This is a genomic window from Undibacterium sp. TC9W, from assembly GCF_049339865.1.
In the GTDB taxonomy this organism is placed as follows: Bacteria; Pseudomonadota; Gammaproteobacteria; order Burkholderiales; family Burkholderiaceae_D; genus Undibacterium.
Genome location: NZ_JBMPPJ010000013.1, coordinates 105,600 through 126,998 on the forward strand (window position 1 = coordinate 105,600; position 21,399 = coordinate 126,998).

Sequence of the window (21,399 nt, forward strand, 5' to 3'; positions counted from 1 at the left end):
ATAGAGATGTTGAAAATCCCGCGCAGGGCTGCTGTGCGGGATAGTGAATACTTATTCCGGCTTCAGGTAGAACGCATCTGGCAATTGATCGCCCGCTGTGGTGGTCTTGAGATCACCTTTGAGATTCGTCAGCAGCACAGGCAATTCCGGGCCTCCCAGTTCGATGATGACCTGGCGGCAAGCGCCACAAGGGGCGATCGGGCCTTCTGTATCACCCGTCACGGCGATGGCAGCAAAGTCGCCAGGGCGATAGCCGGCAGCAACGGCAGAAAACAGGGCAGTGCGCTCGGCACAATTGCACAAACCATAAGAGGCGTTTTCTACATTGCAACCATGAAAAGTCTTGCCATCCTTGGTTAATACGGCAGCGCCGACCTTGAATTTGGAGTAAGGCGCATAAGCGGATTCACGGGCTGTATTGGCAGCTTGCAATAGTTCACTTTTGTTAAACATGTTCATCTTTCGTTGGTATAGGCGACATTGTATTATCAAACCATGTCAAATATGGTGAATCCTCTTAAATCCTCCGCTCCCGGCCCGGTCGGGCAGGATGGACAAACGCATTCTCCCTTAAGAAAAAAACTGCAGGAAATCGTCTTCCTGATCTGCGCAGCCGGCCTCTACTATCTGGCAGCACACACGGGCATGCAATTGTTTGCCCTCAAACCCAGCAATATCACTTTGCTGTGGCTGGCGTCTGGCATAGGCATGGTGATGGGCATGCGCCATGGCTTGCTGGCTTTCCCTTTCATTCTGGTGGCCAGCTTCCTGGCAAATTATCCCGGCATGGTCGAGGCGCACAAAAATTCCCCTGCGCTATATACATTGATCTCTGCCATGGCTGACGGTCTGGCGGGGATCGTTGCCATGCTCATGATGCGTTTGTCCCTGCCGCAAGGCTTGCGTCAATCTACTGATTTGTTGCATTTCGGCATCAAAGTCTGTCTGATACCGACCATGCTCAGCAGTCTTATCCTGAGCCTGAATTTGTCTGTGGGCGGTTACATCCATTGGGACGAAGCGGGTAACTTCTTTCGCATGCTGGTGCTGGCTGATAGCCTGGGTATCTTGCTGATTTATCCCCTCTACCAGGCCTGGCGCGACGACCATCAATTGCACAGTAATGAAGTGCAGCGGCTGGTATTAACCGGCCTCGGCATAGGGGTGCTGCTATACCTGGCATTTCGCGGGCACCCGGGGTTTATCTATTTCGTTTTGCCCGTGCTTTTGCTGCTGGCTTTTTATGTCAGCCTCAAGCTCATGACACTGGCGCTGACTGCCAGCATGGTTGCCATTATCGCTATTACCGGGCAACAGTTAGGCCCTTTCCAAAGCAGCAATCTGGTCGAGGCGAATTTCATGCTGGTGTGCTTTGTGTGCACGACCACCTTTACGATACTGGCGGTCGCCTTGCATAATCGTCAATTGCTGACAATAGAGGCCGCCAGGCAGGAATGGCAAAAAGCCGCGGAAGTGGATGAACTGACCAAGCTGATCAATCGCGCCACCTTTTTACCCATGCTGGCAGAAGAACATCAACGCGCCAAGCGCATAAAACGGTCTTATGCCCTGGCCTTGCTGGATATTGATCACTTTAAAAAGGTCAATGACTTATACGGGCACCAGGCAGGTGATGAAGTAATCGCTCACTTTGCCAGTCTGATGCAAGCCAATACCCGTGGTATAGACAAGGCTGCCCGCCTTGGTGGGGATGAGTTTGCCGTGCTTTTTCCTGAGTCTGATGCCCTGGATGCTGCTGCCGCCATGGAAAGATTGCGCCTGCGCCTGGAAAAAAGTCCGGTCACCGTGGCAGGTATTGATATTTATGTCACCGCCAGCATTGGCATTACAGAATATCAGGGTGGAGATGTGACTCCGGACATGGTGCGCACACGTGCTGATCAGCTACTTTATGCAGCAAAACATGCAGGCAGAAACCGCATCATGTTTGATGCCGTTACCGACGAGGCGGCTTGATATTTCAATGCATAATTATTATGCAAAAAATTTAATGGCGGTAATAATCATCTGATTTTGTCATTGCATTTTTGCCTTCCATGCTCCATAACGATAGTACAGGACTAAACATCCACCACTATTATCAGGGAGCAATACGATGAGTATAGGCATATCCAGACAAGATCTTTACGTGCGCACTTATCAGACTGCGCAAACCAAAGCGCCCAAAACGGACGAGCCAACGGCAGACACGAATGCCACCACATCTGACAGCACCAGCGTTAATCTGGACGCCAGCAAGAATGATACGGTGGTATATGCAGACCCGCGCCTGAATAAAACAGCCGCACCTGACCTGCAGGCCCTGCTGGAAGAATCCAATCGCAAGGCGCAGGACATTATCAATCTGATCAAACCACTGGTAGAGCAGCAGGGGCTGGAATTGTCCAAGGTGGTCAGTGGCCAGCAAAAAATCTCGGCCAGCCCGGAAGCCATCAAGGCAGCGCAGGCAGCCGTGGCTGATGGTGGCGAGTTCAGCGTACAAAAAACTGCTGAACGCATACTCAGCTTTGCCAAGGCAGCCATTGGCGATGATCCGGCCAAGCTCGATAAAATCACTAAAGCGGTCGAGCAGGGTTTTAAAGAAGCATCAGACATACTAGGTGGTACTTTGCCAGACATCAGCAAGCAAACCCTGGAAGCCATACGGACAGAATTTGCACGCTGGAAGTCGGATGGCATACCCTCAGGCGATACCGTGAGTCTGGCAAAACCAGCGACAACATCGACTCAGAAAGCTGCTTGAGCTGAATCCTGGTATATCTGGTAGGGTGCGCCCCGCGCACCTTCTTCGCTTACTGATGCGTTTTTCAGACGGTGCGCATGGTGCACCCAACAAAATACTGCATGCCTGAGTATATAAATGCAGTGCTGCCTCTGATTACGTATACAAAAAATTAAACGCAAACTCTGAAATCCGTCATGCCGGACTTGATCCGGCATACAGCGGCGTTGTCTGCATACGTATCTGGCTCTTCAAAGGCAGTCTGTAAAATCACAGATCTTCTGCGGGCACGGGTGACGCAAGCGATAAGGCTAACGCCACTGGATGCCGGATCGGGTCTGGCATGACGACTGAGAGGCAAATTGCTGACGACGGATATTGCCGTGCATTGAGCGCACGTCAAAAAATATCAAGGAACATGGCGCAACATACAAAAAGCCCGCAACAGTTTTCTGTTGCGGGCTTTTCGCTTGCAGATGGTCTTGTAAAACCAAACTGCAAAAACTTACTTCTTCACACCCAGTTCACGCAAACGTTCTTGCAGATAACTGCCAGAAGTATGACGCTCTGACAGCACCACATCTGCACGTGGGTGCAGGAACAATGGCAGCGAGATGCGGGATTTTTTCGCTTCTTCACCGGTAGGGTTCAGCACGCGGTGGATAGTCGATGGGTAGTAACCGGCCGATGCTTCATCGAGCATGTCGCCGATATTCACGATCAGCATGCCAAAGTCGCAGGGTACATCATGCCAAGCATCGTCCTTGCCTTGCACTTGCAAACCAGCCTGGGTTGCCGCAGGCAGCAAGGTCAGCAGGTTGATGTCGCCATGGGCAGCGGCGCGTACTGCGTCCGGTTCTTCATCACCACGCAGTGGCGGGTAATGCAGAACGCGCAGCAGGGTCAGGTCGCTGTTGGTGATCATGTCTGACAGAGGCATGGAATACTTGGCCTTGACGTCAGCAGGTGAATGATCTTCTACCCATTGCAACAATTCTGCTGCCAGCTTGGCACCATCGTCATAATACTTGCGCGCAGCATCCGACACTTCAGACGGATAACGGCCTGTCGGGTAGATGTGATAAAACTCTTTCAGGTCACGCTTGGTCTGGCCTTTGGCTGTCTCAGAAATTTTTGGCGAAAAATAGCCATCCATTTTCTCGGCATCAAAGTCATACTTGTTCTTCGCATCGGTCTGGAAAAACTCATACCATTCCTTGTAGATGGTTTCCAGTGTGCTTTGCGACAGCGGATGATTGGTTAATACACCAAAACCGGTACGGTGCAGGCTTTCAGTGAATTTTTTCGCAGCATCGGGTGCGCGATAATCAACTGGTTCTATGAACATGATGGCCTCCTTATTTCGACAATGGAGCCAGTGGGGACTGTAGCCAGCTGGATGCCAGGGTGGTATCGATCAATTGTTTACATGCCTCTGCATCCACCTTCATGCAAACGCGTGTTTCTGGTTTGCTGGCTTCCCAACCTGCCTGTGGATAAGGGATAGGCAGTTTTGCCATCATGGTCTGGCCATTGCCTATACCTTCTTTGGCAACGCGTACGCGGCCAGAGCTGGTTTCGAAAATCTGCGGTGCCACCAGCCAGACAAATGCCAGGACATCATGGCCATAGCAGGCGTGGCCCAGATCCGGGCGTATGCTCTGGTAGAAGTTGGCGTAGAAGTTGACTGCATGCGACAGGGTATCCATCGCTACGTGCTTGTGTTTTTCTGCCAGGGCAGCGAAGAAGGTAGAAGGCAAGACCACGCGGTGCGTGACATCCAGACCCACCATGGTCAAATCCCAGCCTGCGGTAAAGACCAGATCAGCCGCGTCCGGGTCATTCCAGACATTCGCTTCTGCCACTGGTGACACATTGCCTGGTTCATCAACAGTACCAGCCATCAGCACGACTTGCTTCAACAGTTTTGGCAGTTGTGGTTCCATCTTCAGGGCCAGACCCAGGTTACCCAATGGGCCAACCGCGACCAGGGTGATTTCACCCGGATGCTGGCGTGCCATCTTGACGATGAATTCTGCCGCGCTTTCTACTTCTGCCTTGCCACCGACTTCAATACGGCTGTTCAGGTTACCCAAACCATCAGCACCGTGGATGAAATCTGGCGGCATGCCAGGTGCTTTGGCGAAAGGTACAGGTACGCCTTGCGCGACAGGGATATTGCGGCCCGCAATGCGCGTCAGGTACAAGGCATTGATGGTGGCTTGCTCAACATGGACATTACCAAACGTAGTCGTGATACCAACCACATCGATATCAGGATGTGCCAGCGCGAAATACAAGGCCATTGCATCATCGACGCCTGGATCCGTATCAAAGATGACTTTATGTTTTGCTGTTGTTGACATGTGTATGCTCTCCAAAATTACACCGGCTGGCCATTGGGCAGAACCCAGTCGCGATGTGAATTGTTGCAGTTGACCCGGTTCAAGGAGGTCGAAATTATGTTTTAAAACCTTAGACCGAAAAGCTCACTACAGAGACACGGAGGGGGCACAGAGAAAAGCGAGCGAGGAGCCGAAGTGTTGGTATTGTTGTAGGTTGGGCTACGGTTTACCAGCCCAACACTCGGCGTTTCAAATACGTACTCGTCGATTGTAGGTTAAGTGTTGGGCTGATGAAGCGTAGCCCAACCTACAAACCTGCCAACCTCCTCGGCTCTTTTCTCTGTGCCCCTCTGTGTCTCCGTGCCTCTGTGGTGAGAGGTCTTATGTTTTTCAAATTACCGTGATTTCACAAACGGCTGACCTATCGCTTTCGGGGCGACGGACTTTGCCATCAAGCCTGCCAACACGATCACGGTCACGACGTAAGGTATCATTTGTATCAGGGAACCCGGTACCTTGCCTATGCCAGGGAAGACCACGCCTTCTATCTGGACTTGCAGGGCGGCGAAGAAGCCGAACATCAGGCAACCAAGTGCCGTGTATAAAGGCCGCCAGTTGCCAAACACCAGCGCTGTCAAGGCCAGGTAGCCATTACCGGCTGACATGTCGCGCAGGAAGAAGCCACTTTGTACGATGGACAGATAGGCACCGGAGAATGAGCACAGCACGCCAGCGCATAGCATGGCCATGAAGCGGGTACGTTCTACATTAATGCCCGCCGCATCTGCCGCATGCGGGTTTTCACCGACGGCACGCAGGCGCAGACCAAAGCGGGTATGGTACAAGACCCAGTGCACGACAGGGATCAGGGCAAATGCCAGATACACCAGCACACTATGCCCACCGATGAGCCTGGTATAAAACCAGCCCAGGAAAGGGATGTTGGCAACAGCGGCTGAACCTGGCAGCACGATATCAAACAAACGCGCATCACCCAGGTCAGGCGTGCGGCCACCCTGCTGGAAGAAATATTGGGCAACCACAAAGGTTAAACCACTGAGCGCGATATTAAGGGCAATACCGGCGACCAGCTGGTTACCCTTTTGCGTGATGCTGACAAAGCCTTGCAACAGGGCGATGGCAGCAGAAATACCGACGCCAGCCATGATGCCCAGCCAGGGGTTCTTGGTCACAAAGGCCACAGCAGCAGAAACAAAGGCGGCGGCCAGCATCTTGCCTTCCAGCGCCAGATCGACCACGCCGCTGCGTTCTGCAAACAGCCCAGCCATGGCAGCAAACATCAATACCGGCGCATTGCGTATGGTCGATACCAGGATGCTGGAAAATTGAAAATCATCAAACATCATTTTTCCTTACGCTTGAGCAGGGCAGACAGGGCAGGGGCATACAGGTTTTCCATGGCACCGCAGAACAGGATGATCAAACCCTGGATAAAGATAAACGTCTCTGGCGGGATATTGGCTTTTTCCAGCGACAGATCAAAACCACCCTGTATCAGCGCACCAAACAGGATGGAAGACAGCAAGATACCCACCGGATGCTGCCGCCCCATCAGGGCAATCGCGATACCGATAAAACCGGCGCCGGCAGGGAAGTTCAGCGGCAGGTAATGGGTAGAACCCATGATGGAATTAACCGCCGCCAGGCCCGCCAGTGCACCAGATACCATCATCGTGATGATAATGGTTTTGCTGATGGAGATGCCGGCATAGTGCGCCGCATGCTGGTTCAGGCCAGTGGCACGCAACTGATAACCCCAGGTCGTGCGCCAGACCACGACGCCATAAATCACTAGCGCCACCAGGGCCAGCACAAAGCTGATGTTCAACGGTGTTTCACCCAGTACCGGCAAAATACTATTCAGCTTGGGCAACCACGAGGCATCGGCAAACATGCGGCTCGAGGTATTTTGCCCACCCATAGGCACCAGGATGCTGATGATCACAAAATTCATCAGGCAGGCAGCGATGAAGTTGAACATGATGGTCGTCACCACCACGTGGCTGCCGCGTTTGGCTTGCAGATAACCCGGCAAAAAAGCCCAGGCTGCGCCAAAGGCGGCACTGCCCAGCATGGCCAGTGGTATCAATAACCAGCCCGGCACGGAAGAGTCCAGCCACAGCAAGACCAGGGTCAGGCCCAGGCCACCGAGATACATCTGGCCTTCACTGCCGATATTGAACAAGCCGGCCTGCATGGCCACCGACACGGACAAACCAGTGAAGATAAAAGTCGCTGCATAAAACAGGGTGTAACCCAGGCCTTCTGGGTTCAGCACCGCAGCATTGATGAGGATGCCAAGGCATTCTACCGGGCTTTCACCGAGCAGATAAATCACACCCGCCGCGACCAGTAAGGCGGAGAACAGGTTTAACAGCGGCAGGGCAAATGCGGTGGCCCAGCGTGGGAGGTCGGCTTGATTCATCTTTGTTTGGTCGCTTGTCTGTGCTTGTCTGTATTTGCTTGTTCTTGCAATATTCTTACCAGGGCTGGATTATCCTTGGCACTCGCTTCGTACTTAATACTTACTGCGCTTAGTGCGTATGGATGCCACCCATGAGGCAACCTATCTCGGTTGCATCAAATTCTTCTGCCTTCAGTTCACCGGTGATGGCACCACCAGAGATGACCAGGATGCGGTCAGCCAGGGCGCGTACTTCTTCCAGTTCTACCGATACCAGCAAAATCGCAATGCCAGCATCACGCATCGCCAGCAGGCGGGTATGCAGGCTTTCTATCGTGCCTATATCCACACCACGGGTAGGCTGGCCTACCAGCATCAGTTTTGGGTTGGCCGCAATCTCGCGCGCCATCACCACTTTTTGCTGGTTACCGCCAGACAGCAGGGCGATACGCAAATGCGGGTCAGCCGGGCGCACATCAAATTTCGCCAGCAAGTCTGTACAATTTTTCAAAATACTTTTGTAATCGAGCAAACCAAAGGACTTGCCGAGTTTTTTCTGATAACCCAGAAAACTGTTCATCATCACCGGGAAATTCTTGACAACGGCATCACGCAAGCGGTCTTCTGGCACATGGGCTATGCCCAGGTCGCGGAAAGTCGCTGGCAAACCGTCGGCATCCTTGCGGCCAGCAAACGGTAAATCCTTGCCCTGCATTTGCAGCTTGCCACTGGTGGGCAGGCGCATGCCGCTCAAGATTTCCAGCAATTCACTCTGTCCATTGCCAGAGACACCGGCAATCGCCACGATTTCACCCGCACGGATATTGAAACTGACATTCTTCAACAGGCTGACTTTTTGCGAGTTCACCAGGTTCAGGTCCTTGACTTCGAGTACCGTCTCGCCCGGCGCATAGGCAGCACGTGGCAAGTGGGTGACTATCGGGCGGCCCACCATCATCTCGGCCATTTGTGCCGTCGTGGTGTCCCTGGTCGCGACCGAACCGATGACAGCTCCACCGCGCATGACGGTGACCTGGTCAGTGATTTCCTGTATCTCTTGCAGTTTGTGGGTAATCAGGATGATGGTCTTGCCCTGTTCCTTGAACAGGCGCAGCACCTCAAACAATGAAGCTGTCTCCTGCACCGTCAATACGGCGGTAGGCTCATCCAGGATCAGGATATTCGCGCTACGGTAAATCTGCTTGAGGATTTCCACCCTTTGCTGCACACCGACCGACAAATCCTGTATCGTCGCCAGCGGATCTACTTCCAGAGAATAGCGCTGGCAAATTTCGCGCAATTTTGCTTCAACTTCATGGCGCTTGGGTTTCAGGCGAAAGCCGCCTTCTGTGCCCAGCATGACATTGTCTAGCACTGTCATGTTCTCGACGAGCATGAAATGCTGATGCACCATGCCTATGCCCAGGTTGATCGCTTCCTGGCTGTTGCGGATATGCTGTTCTGCGCCATTGATGAGCAGCTTGCCGCTGTCGGCGCGGTAATAGCCATACAGTATGCTCATAAGCGTGGACTTGCCGGCGCCGTTTTCACCAATCACGCCATGGATGGAGCCCGGCGCGATGGAAAAGCTCACATCACGATTGGCCTGCACCGCGCCAAAACGTTTGGAGATCTGTTGAAATTCGACTGCTGGCTGCATACTTTAGCGTTTCTTTAAAATACGATGTGCGACAGATTGGGCTCTAAACATCAATCAGGGCGCAAAGTACCTGAAAAGATACTGCGCCCTTCATACATTGCTACTACTTATGGCTACTACTTTGTAAAAACGATCAGACCGGACACTTATTGCCGTCGCGGAAATCAGCGACCTTGACCTTGCCATTGATAATGTCTTGCTTGGCCGCGTTGACACGTTTTTCCATGTCAGCACTGACGACGCTGCGGTTATCCTTGTCCAGCGCCCAATCTACGCCGCCTTCTTTCAAGCCCTTGTATTGGGTCCCGCCTTTCCAGCTACCGTTTTTCAACTGCATGAAGCTGTCATAAATGGCTTGATCTACACGCTTGACCATGGATGTCAGCATGCTGCCTGGATGCATGTAGTTCTGGTTGGAATCAACACCTATACCCAGCTTGCCTTTTTCTTTTACCGCTTGCAAAGTGCCCATACCGCTACCACCGGCTGCTGCAAAAATCACATCAACGCCGCGTTCAAACTGGGCGCGTGCCAGCTCGCCGCCTTTGGCCGGATCATTCCAGGCTGCTGTGGTGGTGCCGACCATGTTTTGTACAACATCAATCTTGGGTTCAGTAGCTTTTGCACCTTGTGCATAGCCACAGGCAAAGTTGCGTATCAGCGGGATATCCATGCCGCCTACAAAGCCTACTTTTTTGGATTTGCTGGCAATCGCAGCTGCCACGCCCACCAGGTAAGAACCTTCCTGTTCCTTGAACAGCACAGAACTGACATTGTCACCCGTAGCAATACCGTCGATGAGAACGAATTTGGTTTTTGGGAATTCCTTGGCGATGTTTTGTACCGCCTGTGCCTGGCCAAAGCCGATGGCGGCGATCAAATCGACATTCTTGCGGGCCAGATTGCGCAAGACCTGTTCAGTCTGGGTGTCGCTGGCGACTTGTACTTCGATGAAGTTCAGCTTGGTTTCTTTCTTGAAACGCTCTGCGCCTTCAGATGCTGACTGGTTGAAGGACTTGTCAAACTTGCCGCCTGCGTCATAGATCACTGCAAATTTAAGGTCTGCAGCATAAGCACTGGCCGCGCCGCCGACAGCCATCAGGGTCGCCAGGGACAGGCAGATTTGCTTGAGTTTCATGAAATTTCCTTCATCAGATGTCGTTGTGCTGTGCTCACAAAGAGCATGCAGCGCCCAAATTAAAAACCATGTTTTCTGCTGCCACAGCCTGGGCTTTGTAAAAAATCAAGCCAGTCTTGAAAGCCTGTGCAAGCCTAACATGGTGCAGACATTTCGTTTCAGCCACGCGGGCGAAATTTTATCAAAAACAGTGTTGGTACCGGTGGCGGGGCATGATTTAGTGCCCGCGCCCAATATTGGTGCCATTTTTTGACGGCAACTTGGTCGTCATTCTCAATTTATTGCCCGATCAGGCAGCCTTGCCAACCGCCATGAAGTCCAGCACTTGCTGGCGTTGTGGTATGGATGTCTGTGCACCCAGCTTGGTGACAGTCAGTGCGGCAGTGTATTGCGCTTCGCGGCTGGCGTCCATCACGCTCAGGCCGTTTGCCAGGCCAACTGCAAAGGCGCCGACAAAGGTGTCACCAGCAGCAGTAGTATCGACCACATCGACCTTGACAGCCGGGATGAACTGGCTGCCTGTGCTCTCAGTGATCAGGGCACCATGCTCACCCATGGTCAGCAAGACCGTGCCTGTACCACGTTGCAAGATTTGTTCCGAGGCTGCTTTGGCACTGGCCTGATCAACGACCGTCACGCCACTCAGTTGCGAGGCTTCGGTTTCATTCAGGATCAGGTAATCGACCTGGGCCAGCAAGGCATCGGTCAGGTCTTGCGCCGGGGCAGGGTTCAAAATCACTTTGACACCCTTGGCGTGGGCAATTTCTATCGCGCGGGTGACGGTAGCAAGCGGGGTTTCAAGTTGGCAAACCAGTAACTGTGCGCCTGCGATGGTGGCAGTAGCTGCCTCAACCTGGGCCGGGGTCAATGTTGCATTGGCTCCTGCTGCCAGCACGATGCTATTGTCGCCGCCATCTTCTACCAAAATGCCAGCCACGCCTGTGGCGACACCGGCTACGCGCGCCAGGTGAGTCAGGTCCATGCCCTCGGCGGCCAGGCAATCATGCGAAAAACTGCCAAAGCCATCATCACCCACCGCACCGATAAAACTGACCTGCGCGCCCTGGCGGGCAGCGGCTACGGCCTGGTTGGCCCCTTTGCCACCGGGAATCTGACAAAATTCATGGCCATGCAGGGTCTCGCCCAGGGCCGGCATGCGCGGCGTGCGAAAAACCAGATCCATATTGACGCTGCCGACTACAGTGATGCGTGGCTTCATGATGCTTTTTTCTCGGTAAAAAGTTGTCGCGCAATCGTTTGCGCAATCGATTTCGTATTTAACTATGGAGCCTGTTTAACGTCAAGCGCAATCTGATTTTTTGGTCAAAAATTGTGCAAAATCGCGGCAGTCAGACAACCATAGTAAAAATATTGTTTTCAGTCTGTTTTGCTGGCATTGTCAGAGTGAGAATTTGCTGCATTGCATCAGAATGCATCAGACCGTCGCGTAATGAAAAAATATCATTGTTGCTAGAGAATTCCATCTAATTTGCCAGCGCGGGCTGATTGTGGGGCTGCCACAGTGAGATGTCAAATGCATCAGCATGGGCGCGCTGTTCATTTCTCTGGGTTTTGCGGGTGATTTTTATCAGTTTCAATGAAAAAATGATTTATTTGATATCGCAACAGGCAGATTGATCAGGCAAATCGCATACAACGGCGATCTTTCGATGCTTTCAAAAAATGTGCCTGCTCGTAGCGCTGTTAAAATCTGGGTTGATGATTTGAGCAAGAGACAATGATGAGCAGCAAAACAGACAACAAATTCTTATCTTTATGCCGCGCTGCCTACAAGCGCCAGGGTATGCGCATACTTTGTGCTGCCGGCCTGATCGCTGCTGCGGCTTCCTACCGCAGCAAGCAGTTTGATGTGGAGATCATGTTCAAGCTGCTGCTGGTGAGCGTGGGATTTTTTCTGGTAGCCGTGCTGATTGAATGGCAGCGGGAAAAATTCCTTGGTAAGAAATAGTTGGCAGTCGCTGAGCTGAGGGGTAAGGCTCAGGTTGGCACAGGGCGGCGCAATGCTGGTTCTGCCAGTGCGACAAGGCGGTTGGAGCGGGTGTCGTCGCCCATCAATAATCCGCCGTTGACTTCTTTACTGATTGTCGCTGGTTTGGCTGCCGCAAGCTGAGGTGAGTCTGGAGTGGTGCCTGCCCCCTTGCCGGGATTCGCATCCGACAATTTGTCGCGCAAGATGTTGATGGGGGATGCTGGTTTGCTTTCACCTTCTTTAGGCTGCTCTGGTTCGCTCTCTTCAATATTGACCGGACCTGGTGGTTTGCCCTTGACGGCTTTGGCATTCGTGGTGATATAGATGTCTTCGGGCTTGCCGGTATTGGGCGCAATGCCTGTGATTTTGTATTGCTGTTTATGGGTTTGCTCGTCTATATAAGCCTCGGATTTGACTTTGCTATAACCTTTTCTTTGAGCGAGCGCGATTAAACCACCTTCTACATTTTCCGCGCCTTTATGCTCCATCGCTTTTGGCACCGATTTTCCGGTTGAGAAATGCGTCACCCTTAAGGCCGAGTCTGTATCTGCCGTTTTTATATGTTGACTTGCTTCGCCGCTGGCTTCATTGATTGCATTTTCCGTACGCGCATTACCAGCCTTGATTTCCCTGTAACCAGGCAGATGAGTTTTTTCTGCCAGCTTGTCGGCATCAGACAAGTCCAGTGTTCCTTTCTGGTTGAGCTTCTCCGGTAAGCTCACATGCGCGCCCATTTTGTTGAGAACGTCCGTTGCATTGTGGCCTGCTATTGTTGCTTTGGTTTTTACATCGTAGTCAAGAATAACGCCGCGCTGCGTCAAAGTTGGTTCTATGCTGGCCCTGGTTTCTGCGCCAGTTTCATATTTGCTGCCTTTGCCCAGAATTTTGCCAGCACCTATTTCAGCCTTGTTGATGCGGGCTTGTCCATGTTCATCCACTGTGGCATCTACACCGGCATTCACAATGCCGCGACTGATGGACATGCTCGAAGTACGCTCACCAGTCTCCCCATTTTTTTGGTATTCGACATTGCCCGCACTGACCTTCTGATTTCCCGCAGTATCACCCTTTACACTGGCTCCCGCAGCTTTTACTTCAGCTGATGTCACACCTGTTTCACGGTCTCTGCTGATCGTGCCAGGTCCTGCCTGCACGGTCAGGTGCTCTTTGTCGATGGTGGCTTTGACGCCTTTATAGCTTGCCTCTGCTGATTTCTCTTTAATGTCAACCGTGACTTTGCCATTTCCGCTGCTTGCTTCAACTTTGCCGTCTTTGATGTTATCAGTCATATCTGTAATCAGTATTCCGTTTTGTTTGATCTGTCTATTTTTGCGGATGGAAATCAGGGATTTCCAGGCAATGTCATCATCAGCACATTGTCACCACTGATCACGGCGAAATTATTTTTGTCCACCGTGGTGATGCCCATGGGGCGATAGAGGCGGCCAGGCAAACTGCCAGTCTGTATACGCCGGTAGCCATCTACGCCTGCGATCGTGGTTATCTTTCCTTTGGGGTTGATCTTGCGTATGACGTCGTTGTCGTAGTCGCTCACCAGCAGATTGCCTGCATGGTCCATGGCGATACCCCAGGATGTCCCGTAAATGTCCTGAGTGCTATGAGGCCCAATAAATCCGGCAGCGAATTTATTTTCAGTAATAGTAGTTAGTTTGCCATTCGGAGTAATTTTTCTTACAGATGTGCGGTCAGTGACATAAAGATTTCCAGTTGGATCAATCGCCAATGCTATTGGATCAACCAGGTTTCCGGTTTTTCTGTCGCCATCGCGCGGCTTGTTGCTGCCATTGGGTTTGCCCATCAGCGTAGTGACCACGCCAGCCGGACTGATCTTGCGTATCTGTTTATTGCCGTTGTCAGCAACATAGACATTGTCGTGCTTGTCTATCGCCAAACCGATGGGGCTGTTGAAGCGAGCTGCAAGCACCGTCCCATCAACACTACCCGCTTTGCCTGCCTTGCCTGCAAATGTCGTCACTACTCCGGCAGCATCGATTTTACGTATGCTATGGTTTTCCCGGTCGCTGACGTAGAGATTACCCTTGCTGTCGAATATCAATGCAGACGGTATATTGAATTGCGCTTCAGTACCAATGCCATCGTTGCTACCCCGCTGATCAATCATGCCGGCGACGGTGCTCACCACGCCTGAGCTGCTGATCTTGCGTATGGTATGGCGATAATCTGTCAAATACAGATTGCCATTGTGGTCTGCAGTAATAGCTGAGGGGCTTGAGAATCTTGCCTCAAGTGCGGGGCCATCCTGGCTAATTGTGGGGTAGACCGGCCCTGACAGGGATGCAGCCATGCCACCGTCTTTAACCTTGAGTATGTTGCCATCTCGCTGGCAAATAAAAATATCACCATCAGGCGCGAGTATCAGTCCGCTGGGCTCGCTATAGAGTTCGTTTTTCTTGTTCCTGACAAAAGAATGGACATCGCCAGATGGCTTAATTCGACGGATTTTGCCGCTGCTACGGTCCGCAACGTAAACACTCCCATCCGCATCAGCAACCATGCCATCAATCTCACCATATTCTATTTCCTGATCATTCTTGTTTTTATCAAATTTTTCTGGCCCTACCGATAAGGTCGATACAATGCCCGCTGGCGTGATGCGGCGTATGATCATTTCACCTGCATCGTTGACGATCAAATTACCTGCTGCGTCAAATACCAGTGCCTTGGGTCTGAGGAAGCGGGCTTGCCTGCCTGCGCCTTCTGCATTACCTTCCTTGCCTGATACACCAGCCCAGGTGCTGACCATGCCATCGGGAGTAATCTTGCGTATGCTGTGGTTCTCATAGTCGGCTACATACAGGTTGCCAGCAGCATCGATCTTCACATCGGTGGGAGTATTGAAACGTGCTTTTGCTGCCGGACCATCGGCGGTGCCGGGCGCGCCCGCCTTGCCAGCGACTGTGCTGACCATGCCATCCGGGCTGATCTTGCGTATGCTGTGATTGCCTGAATCGGCGACATATAAACTGCCTGCCTTGTCAAAGACCATGCCGCTGGGCAAACGGAAGCGTGCCTGGGTAATCGCACCGTCTGTGCTGCCCGGCTGTTCTGCCTTGCCTGCCAGAGTACTGACTGCGCCATCTGCTTCTATCTTACGTATCGTGTGATTGCCAGGGTCGGTGACGAACAGCTTGCCCTCGTCATTCATCGCTGTACCAATGAAGGCATCAAATTTCAAGAAATTGGTATTAAATCTCGCCACCGATGCAGGCCCGTCTGCAATGCCAGAAGGCGTATCGCCAGAACCAGCGAGCAAACGCAGCGTACCTTGTTGTGATGTCTGCGGCTGCGCAAAGCCTGGCAAGCTCAGGCTGGATAAAACCAGAGTCAGGGTCAGCAGGCAAGAGCTGCTTGTCTTGCGTGAAATTGAGGTGACATATCCCTGCATAATAGCCCTGTAAAAATAGCGATAAGCTGCGGCAAAAAAAAAGCGTAAAAAATCAAACGCTCTTGCTGACAAGTGAAGCATGAACATGTTTGCCCGAAGCAATAAAAAGTGGATTATTTTACAATGTGCGGGAAAGCGAAAAACAGAGGCGCTTGAATACGAGGGGTATTTATTGTTACCGCATGTTACGGCTTATGTATTAGAAAAGGCGTGGAAGGGGAGAGGTGTGGGAGGATAGAAGAAGGAGACAGGAAGTGCAAGGAGAGGAGCAGGCATGCAATAGAATTCGCATGCCCTCAAAAGTAGCGAGCCCTAAAATGACTGCAATCTACCAGCGCAACTGCGGCATGTGTATGCCAGGCACGATACCAAAAGCAGACAGCACGATGATGATCAGCAAGACGATGAACAACACGCGTACAACCTGTGCCACCGGAGCAGGCAGGGGCAAGAAACCAACCAGCCACCAGATCAGGCCGAATACAACAAGATAGATAATGAGATTGACGAGCTGAACCATGATTCACCTATTTAAAAAAAGACGATGAAGTGGCAAGCATGCGTGCGTCGTGAAACCGTGAATCAAGGAAACAACGACAGGCACATGCTTGCCAGCAGGCTTACTTCTGTGGCACGACGACGATGGTGTCGCCTGGTTTGCCTGGCTCACCTGGCTTGCCATCTGCACCTGCCGGGCCAGTGGCGCCGACTGAGGCTGCTGCTCCTTGTTCACCCTGGGCGCCAGTTGCGCCGGGCGCTCCTGGTGCACCTGGTGCACCGGCAGGGCCAGGTACTGCAACTGGCACAGCCACTGGTACGGCTACAGGCACTGGAACAGCGACTTCTGTAGGCTTACGGTCGCAAGCAGTGGTTGCCATTACAGCAGCGAGTGTCAAAGCAAGGATAGAGATTTTCATGGGATTAGCCTCGGTAAATTAAATTTCAAAATAGTTCAATAACAATGCCATCACAGGATGCGCGCAATAAAGTTTTGCATCCGTACGCTGACGAACATACCGTGAATTTTTTTTGACCTATATTGGCGATACCGGTAATACAAAGTGAAGTACAAAACCCCGGCTATCTGCGCTGTAAAAGCAATGGGTGTGGCTGGCGGGGATGAAATAGATCAAAGAAGAGAAAAACCGCAGACCTGTAAAGTCTGCGGTTTTTTTTGTAACTGGACATTAAAAATTTTTAATTACGCCTTTACACTAAGAAAATTTAGTACTAATATTTCTTAGTGCTAAATTTTCTTAGTATTTGTTTTTGAGAATAGGCGTAATTCATGGATAACATTGCTGGAACCCCGGTTGAGGGTGATAACTTCTTTGGTCGAAGTGCAGAAGTGCTGCGGCTGGCCGAGATTCTTGAGAATGACGACATCTTATTGTTAGGGCCGCGTCGTATTGGCAAGACATCAATTTGTCGCGCAGTAATGGCGCAGGTACGCACCAATAAATGGCACGCGATTGAAATTAATGTCGCTGCTTGTGAAGACGAGTTGGCTTTTTTGGCAAAGCTGCATGATGCCCTTGCACCAGAACTCTCCACTTTAAGTAGCAAAATCAAAGGCACGTTTACCAATGCCGTTGATGCGCTGCATGCTCGTATCAAGTCATTCAAGATACCTATTCCTGGTGCGGGACCGGTTGAAGTGAATTTAGCGGATAAGGTAGCAGAAGATTGGATTGAGTTGGGTAATGATGTATTGCGCCTGCTGATTCAAGCCAATCAACGCTGGCTAATTTACATTGATGAGTTGCCGATTATGCTTTTCAACATCATTCGCAATGATGATAAAACAGGTGTACAGAGAGTGCGTCTTTTTCTTGACTGGTTCCGCAATGATGTCCGTGCCTTGCCAGACTCACATTCGATCAGGTGGTTAGTGTCTGGTTCAGTTGGTTTAGACACTTTAGTGCAGCAACATGGTATGGCCGATACGATCAATAGCTTGAATCATCAGAATTTGGTAGCCTTTACAGAGGAAGTTGCAAAAGCGATGTTGCTCAAATTGGCCGAACGCTACCAGTTAGAACTTGGTGAAGAAGCTGCTGGCAAGCTTGTAGCTGAAGTGCAATGGGCGCAACCATACTATCTACAAAAAGCCTTTCACCACTTACGGCACAGAGCCAGTATCGATAAAGACATAGATATCATCAGTCTGATAGAACCTTCAATCAATGACATGGTACAACCAGGTTCAGACAATGACTTCCACCATTGGGAGCAGAGACTGACATTGCAATTAGGTGCAAATCAAGCAGCGCATGCTGTTGCTTTGCTGAGCTTTGCCGCGAAAGACTTTACTGGCGCAAGACCTGAAAATCTGCTGGCAGTATTAGAAGGACGAATGCCGAATGATGATGCTGAAAGGCATAGGGAAGTTTTCATCAATCTGCGGGATATTTTGCAAAGAGATGCCTATTGGTGGCCTGATGAAAGATCCGGGGACAAACGTTATCGCTTTCACCTTGAGCCCTTGAGACGTTGGTGGATCAGAAGGAATACACTGTAATGAGCCACCACTACAATCCCGACTGGCTTAGTGACGATGCCTTGCTTGCCAGTTTTGTTGCACGACAAAACGATTTTGCTTTTCTCAATGCAGAATTAGCCAGAGCGCCATTACAGGGCAATGTCCAACATTATTTGTTGGTTGGTGTACGAGGCGCAGGGAAGACCACTTTATTAAAGCGCCTGGCTGTCGCTATACGGCGTGACCAGGAATTGAGTAATCATTTGATTGCCCTGTCTTTTCCTGAAGAGTTGTATCAAGTAAAAAATCTCTCTGATTTTTGGTGGGCGGCATGCGAAGCCTTGATTGATGAACTTGATCATCTTGAGCAAACCAATGAAGCGGAGAGGCTATTGCTTGCAATTGACCAATCCCGCAAAAACGTGGGCAAAGATAACGATACTATTGATGCAGGCTTCAAGCTCTTGCAAGAGACCTGTGCCCGTTTGCAAAAGCGCCCGGTTATGCTGGTTGATAATCTCGACATGCTTTTTGAACGTATCGATAAATCCGGCCGCAAACTCAATAATCCGCACTCACCTGCCTATTGGGCTTTGCGCGAAGCACTCTCCACAAATATGTCACCTATAGTTATCGGTGGCTCTGTGCGGTTGACTGACGCATTTACAGATTACGATAAAGCATTCTATGATTTTTTCCTGCCTAAGCGTTTGGGTAAGCTAAGTCTGGAAGAGGTGCGTATGGTGCTGGAAAATTTGGCAGACGCGCAAAACCTGCAAAAAGTCAAAGAAAAACTGCATACCAACCCGGCACGCATTGAAGCACTATTCGAATTGACTGGTGGTAATCCACGGGCGCTTGGTTTTATTTTTGAACTGCTGCGCATTGGTCCCAACAGTCGTGCTGTGGAAGATTTTGAGCGATTGATGGACATGACAACACCTTATTACAAAGCGCGTATCGAGGAACAGTCTGAGCAAGCCCAAGTCATTATGCATGCATTGGCTGTATATGATTCCGAATTGGGCTTGCGCTTTGGTCATACCGCCGCAGAATTAGGCCGTTACACAAATCTGCCAACCAGCAGTATTTCTGCCCAATTGAGCTTGATGGAAAACGACGGACTGATAGAAAAATCACACGTCCATGGCCGTACACAATATCGCATTGCAGAACAAATGTTCCGCCTGTGGTTACAAATGCGTGCGACACGCCGGATACGTCAAAATGTGATTTCATTGGCGAAGTTTTTTGAGGCAATGTATGACCAAGAGGAGTTGCAAGCTAAGTTGAAAGACGATTGTGGAGTCAGTGCGTTAGCGGGCGCAAAGTACGCATTTGCTGTTGCATCTACTCGGAATGTTAGTTTGGCCCTTCGTAATGAAGCAGAAGCTTATGGAACTGAACGAGTCAGGGATTATATTGAGCTGTACGGTGGTGAAATTGAAGATTATTTATCCATTGATGATAATCGAGAAGGTTTTGTGTATAGGGAAGGGAATTCGAGTGGTTTTGATATTGAAGTTGAGGGGTTGCGAGAAAAATTTAAGCGAGTAATACTAGACGAGGAATTTGTAATTGCTGAAAAAATATGTCGACAATTGATAGACATTAATCCTAATGATGCTGAATCATGGTTTGATCTCGCTCTTTTGATGTATAACCAATTAAAAAGCTTTGAAGATGCCGAAAAGGCTTACCGAAAAGTGATCGAAATTGAACCGAGCCTTTCATGTGGATGGAATAATCTTGGTGTTTTGTTAGACGAACAGTTTGCACGTTACGATGAGGCTAGAACTAATTATTTGAAGGCTATAGAACTTGAGCCAGAAAATCCTAAAGCCTATATCAATATGGGAAATTTATTAGCTTTTAAGTTGCAAGCTTACACGGAAGCTGAGGAATTTTATACTAAAGCGATTGAACTTGATTCGAGCGAATCAATTGCTTGGAATAATTTGGGTACTCTTTTAAACGATAAGCTTGGGCGTTATGATGAATCTGAAAAAGCATATCGGAAAGCGATTGAATTAAATCCAAAATATTCAACGGTCTGGGATAATTTGGGTAATCTTTTAAATGAAAAACTTGAACGATATGAAGATGCTGAAAAAGCGTATCGTGAGGTTATTGCTATAAATCCAAATAACCCAACAGCTTGGATTAAGCTAGGTGTCCTTTTGCATTATAAACTTGAACGCTACGATGCGGTTGAGGATTTGTATCGCAAAGCAATAGAACTTGACCCTAATAACGCAGATCCTTGGATTTTTCTAGGTATTTTGTTGATGCTTGAATTGAATCGCTATAGTGAAGCTGAAACAGCTTTTAGAACAGCTATAAAAATTAATCCAAGTGATGCTCGTGCTTGGAATGGACTTTCAATTCTATTAGTTGATTATCTAAAATGTTATGAAGAGGGAGAGCAAGTATTGCGTAAGGCAATAGAGCTTGATGCCGATGATGCGCAATTGTGGACTCGCTTTGGGATATTTCTCACAATAAATTTAGAGCGTTATGATGAAGCTGACTTGGCCTTCCAAAGAGCGATAAAGCTTAAATCTGATGATGCTGGGACTTGGTTGGCTTTTGGTGTTTTGTTGGAACAATTGCGGCGAAGAGAAGAAGCATTGACTGCTTATAAACATGGAATTGAGTTTGATATCATTGAAAATTCATTTTGGAGAAAAAAGTACACCGATTTATTAACTGAATTATGTGTAGAAAACTCCGAGCATGCACTGATAGCCGAAGATAAATACTCTTTAAATGAGGCTTTGAAACGCTTGTTTGAGCATTCTATTGATATTGCAGCTGCGTTAGTTAGTCGTCAGTTCATTGAGACTTTCCTTGCTGTGTTATTAAAAAAGCCCGCATCAGCTTTAATCGTGCTTAACGAAATGCGTAGTCTCGGTTACGAAAGACACGCTCGCCCATTGGTACTGGCATTCGAAGCCGCAATTGAAAATAAAGCTGAAATGCTTGCAGAGTTAGAGCCTGAACTTCAGGGGGCGACCATGCATATGTATGAGCGTCTGACTGGAAAACCAAAGAAAAAAAGGAGTAGAAAATCTGCAAAGATTGCTGAAACAAAGCTTTAGAAAATAGTACAGTTTTGAAACTGCTTCAAAACAAAAAAACAATTGCCCAGAATATGGGCAATTGTTTTTTTGAGGGCTTATTTAGTAG

18 protein-coding genes are annotated in these 21,399 nt (G+C 49.9%); 6 read left to right on the plus strand and 12 right to left on the minus strand.

The features are described from left to right. Positions 1 to 51: 51 nt before the first annotated feature. Positions 52 to 453 (minus strand): cytidine deaminase, encoded by a 402-nt coding sequence (gene cdd, locus ACO0LN_RS18735; RefSeq protein ID WP_422976325.1) that lies wholly within the window; start codon positions 451 to 453, stop codon positions 52 to 54. Positions 454 to 504: 51 nt separating this feature from the next. Between cdd and ACO0LN_RS18740 the strand changes: the two genes are divergently transcribed. Both ACO0LN_RS18740 and ACO0LN_RS18745 read left to right on the plus strand, forming a co-directional pair. Next, the gene (locus ACO0LN_RS18740) at positions 505 to 1,977 is read left to right on the plus strand and encodes a diguanylate cyclase (RefSeq protein WP_422976327.1); all 1,473 of its coding nucleotides are present in this window, start codon (positions 505 to 507) and stop codon (positions 1,975 to 1,977) included. A 139-nt stretch (positions 1,978 to 2,116) separates the two neighbouring features. Beyond that, on the plus strand, positions 2,117 to 2,764 hold the full coding sequence (locus tag ACO0LN_RS18745; RefSeq protein ID WP_422976329.1) for a DUF5610 domain-containing protein: 648 nt from the start codon (positions 2,117 to 2,119) through the stop codon (positions 2,762 to 2,764). Between the two features lie 484 nt (positions 2,765 to 3,248). Here the strand turns inward: ACO0LN_RS18745 and ACO0LN_RS18750 are convergent, their stop codons facing one another. The 6 genes from ACO0LN_RS18750 to ACO0LN_RS18775 all read right to left on the minus strand — a co-directional run bounded on the left by ACO0LN_RS18750 (position 3,249) and on the right by ACO0LN_RS18775 (position 10,311). Next, complete coding sequence (locus ACO0LN_RS18750) at positions 3,249 to 4,091, minus strand: isopenicillin N synthase family dioxygenase (protein ID WP_422976331.1); 843 nt, start codon at positions 4,089 to 4,091, stop codon at positions 3,249 to 3,251. A gap of 10 nt (positions 4,092 to 4,101) precedes the next feature. Continuing rightward, positions 4,102 to 5,109: a nucleoside hydrolase gene (locus ACO0LN_RS18755; protein WP_422976333.1), complete on the minus strand. Its 1,008-nt coding sequence runs from the start codon at positions 5,107 to 5,109 to the stop codon at positions 4,102 to 4,104. Between the two features lie 374 nt (positions 5,110 to 5,483). Next, the gene (locus ACO0LN_RS18760) at positions 5,484 to 6,455 is read right to left on the minus strand and encodes an ABC transporter permease (RefSeq protein WP_422976335.1); all 972 of its coding nucleotides are present in this window, start codon (positions 6,453 to 6,455) and stop codon (positions 5,484 to 5,486) included. Then, positions 6,452 to 7,534, minus strand: coding sequence for an ABC transporter permease (locus ACO0LN_RS18765; protein ID WP_422952210.1), 1,083 nt, complete (start codon positions 7,532 to 7,534; stop codon positions 6,452 to 6,454). The genes ACO0LN_RS18760 and ACO0LN_RS18765 overlap by 4 nt, the downstream gene beginning before the upstream one ends. A gap of 109 nt (positions 7,535 to 7,643) precedes the next feature. Next, a complete protein-coding gene (locus tag ACO0LN_RS18770; RefSeq protein ID WP_422976337.1) occupies positions 7,644 to 9,173 on the minus strand; it encodes an ABC transporter ATP-binding protein in 1,530 nt (509 codons plus the stop codon). Positions 9,174 to 9,306: 133 nt separating this feature from the next. Continuing rightward, positions 9,307 to 10,311: a BMP family lipoprotein gene (locus ACO0LN_RS18775; RefSeq protein ID WP_422976339.1), complete on the minus strand. Its 1,005-nt coding sequence runs from the start codon at positions 10,309 to 10,311 to the stop codon at positions 9,307 to 9,309. On the opposite strand from ACO0LN_RS18775, the gene ACO0LN_RS18780 reads away from it, so the two are divergent. Continuing rightward, positions 10,310 to 10,564, plus strand: coding sequence for a hypothetical protein (locus ACO0LN_RS18780; RefSeq protein WP_422976341.1), 255 nt, complete (start codon positions 10,310 to 10,312; stop codon positions 10,562 to 10,564). The genes ACO0LN_RS18775 and ACO0LN_RS18780 overlap by 2 nt on opposite strands. Before the next feature lie 36 nt (positions 10,565 to 10,600). Here the strand turns inward: ACO0LN_RS18780 and rbsK are convergent, their stop codons facing one another. After that, positions 10,601 to 11,530: a ribokinase gene (gene rbsK / locus ACO0LN_RS18785; protein WP_422976343.1), complete on the minus strand. Its 930-nt coding sequence runs from the start codon at positions 11,528 to 11,530 to the stop codon at positions 10,601 to 10,603. 522 nt (positions 11,531 to 12,052) lie between these two features. On the opposite strand from rbsK, the gene ACO0LN_RS18790 reads away from it, so the two are divergent. Further along, on the plus strand, positions 12,053 to 12,280 hold the full coding sequence (locus ACO0LN_RS18790) for a hypothetical protein (RefSeq protein WP_422976345.1): 228 nt from the start codon (positions 12,053 to 12,055) through the stop codon (positions 12,278 to 12,280). Between the two features lie 29 nt (positions 12,281 to 12,309). Here ACO0LN_RS18790 and ACO0LN_RS18795 read toward each other — a convergent pair whose 3' ends face one another. The 4 genes from ACO0LN_RS18795 to ACO0LN_RS18810 form a co-directional block, all read right to left on the minus strand. Continuing rightward, positions 12,310 to 13,590 carry a hypothetical protein gene (locus tag ACO0LN_RS18795; protein WP_422976347.1) on the minus strand — a complete coding sequence of 427 codons (1,281 nt, stop codon included), beginning with the start codon at positions 13,588 to 13,590 and terminating at the stop codon, positions 12,310 to 12,312. Positions 13,591 to 13,643: 53 nt separating this feature from the next. After that, positions 13,644 to 15,728: a hypothetical protein gene (locus tag ACO0LN_RS18800; RefSeq protein WP_422976349.1), complete on the minus strand. Its 2,085-nt coding sequence runs from the start codon at positions 15,726 to 15,728 to the stop codon at positions 13,644 to 13,646. Positions 15,729 to 16,056: 328 nt separating this feature from the next. Next, positions 16,057 to 16,248 (minus strand): Thivi_2564 family membrane protein, encoded by a 192-nt coding sequence (locus tag ACO0LN_RS18805; protein ID WP_422952219.1) that lies wholly within the window; start codon positions 16,246 to 16,248, stop codon positions 16,057 to 16,059. A gap of 100 nt (positions 16,249 to 16,348) precedes the next feature. Further along, entirely contained in the window at positions 16,349 to 16,645 is a 297-nt protein-coding gene (locus tag ACO0LN_RS18810; RefSeq protein ID WP_422976351.1) for a collagen-like protein, read from the minus strand. A 371-nt stretch (positions 16,646 to 17,016) separates the two neighbouring features. On the opposite strand from ACO0LN_RS18810, the gene ACO0LN_RS18815 reads away from it, so the two are divergent. Beyond that, complete coding sequence (locus tag ACO0LN_RS18815; protein ID WP_422976353.1) at positions 17,017 to 18,249, plus strand: ATP-binding protein; 1,233 nt, start codon at positions 17,017 to 17,019, stop codon at positions 18,247 to 18,249. Continuing rightward, on the plus strand, positions 18,249 to 21,311 hold the full coding sequence (locus tag ACO0LN_RS18820; RefSeq protein ID WP_422976355.1) for a tetratricopeptide repeat protein: 3,063 nt from the start codon (positions 18,249 to 18,251) through the stop codon (positions 21,309 to 21,311). Before ACO0LN_RS18815 ends, ACO0LN_RS18820 begins: the two co-directional genes overlap by 1 nt. Positions 21,312 to 21,399: the final 88 nt, after the last annotated feature.